Source organism: Luedemannella helvata, from assembly GCF_039528415.1.
Lineage (GTDB): Bacteria > Actinomycetota > Actinomycetes > Mycobacteriales > Micromonosporaceae > Luedemannella > Luedemannella helvata.
Genome location: NZ_BAAALS010000094.1, coordinates 1 through 1,042, shown reverse-complemented (window position 1 = coordinate 1,042; position 1,042 = coordinate 1). Strand labels below are relative to the sequence as shown.

Genomic DNA, 1,042 nt, shown 5'->3' with positions numbered 1-1,042 from the left:
CGTGTAGCGACCGACGTCATCGCCAATACCCCGACCAAGCTGGTCGTCTGGGCCGGCTACAACGACAACGGAGGCTCCCAGCCGAGCATCTCCGCAGCCGCGGCCAGCCTCTACAGCACCATCAAGGCCGGGTTGCCGAACGCTGCGGTCTACGTGATCGGCTGCTGGTCACCCTCGGGCTCCCCGGGGGCGTCGATCACCAACACGAACGACACCCTGAGACTGGCGGCCGCGGCGGCGAACCTACCGTTCATCAGCCCGATCACTGGGGGCTGCTACGACGCCTCAGGGACGCTCATAGCGACCCACGGGGCCTGGATTACGGGCACAGGGCGCGTAGGGGCCACAACGGGCACAGGGAACGCTGACGTGTACATCGGTACGGATGCTGTCCATCCCACGGATGCAGGGCATGCATACCTGGCCAAGCGCATTGCAGCAGCCATCCAGGAGCTAACACCCGCCTAGGGGTTCAGGCACCCCCGCCCCCCTCCTCAGGGGGGCAGGGGGGTGGAGGGGAGGGGGTGGAGGGTATGCCTACCTCACCCCCATCCAGGTGTGGGGATCCCGAGTGCCAGGAGCTCACCACACAGGGACGGTGCGAGAAGCACCAGAGGAGGGCATGGGCCAACAAGTCGAAGGCTTGGGGCTCAGGCTCGACACGTAAGTGGCGCACGTTCAGGGCTCAGATGCTGGAGCGAGAGCCTCAGTGTCGATGGTGCGGAGCAAAGACGGGGCTCGAAGTCGATCACCTCATCCCGCTGTCCGAAGGCGGCTCGAAGTGGGACCCAGCGAACGTCCAGACGCTCTGCAAGGCTCATCACGAGGTCAAATCGGATCAAGATCGACGTCGGAGGACGCGTCCGGACGGTCCAGGGCTCACCTTTTGACCCTGTACAGGGCTCATTTGAGGTGAGAAAATGGGCTCCGGATCTTCGATTTTGGGGCCTCTGAGAGCCCCGAATCGGCTCCCGAGAGCCCGGATTTGACCCCGGGAGGACCCCCAGGAGGGGGTAGGGGAGTCGAAATCACCAAATCGGAC

At 64.6% G+C, this 1,042-nt stretch carries 2 protein-coding genes; both read left to right on the top strand.

The features are described from left to right. Window positions 1-468: GDSL-type esterase/lipase family protein (locus tag ABD191_RS28850; protein WP_344089084.1), on the top strand; the 468-nt coding region annotated here is incomplete at its 5' end. A gap of 65 nt (window positions 469-533) precedes the next feature. Then, complete coding sequence (locus tag ABD191_RS29375; protein WP_030901033.1) at window positions 534-890, top strand: HNH endonuclease; 357 nt, start codon at window positions 534-536, stop codon at window positions 888-890. Window positions 891-1,042 lie beyond the last annotated feature (152 nt).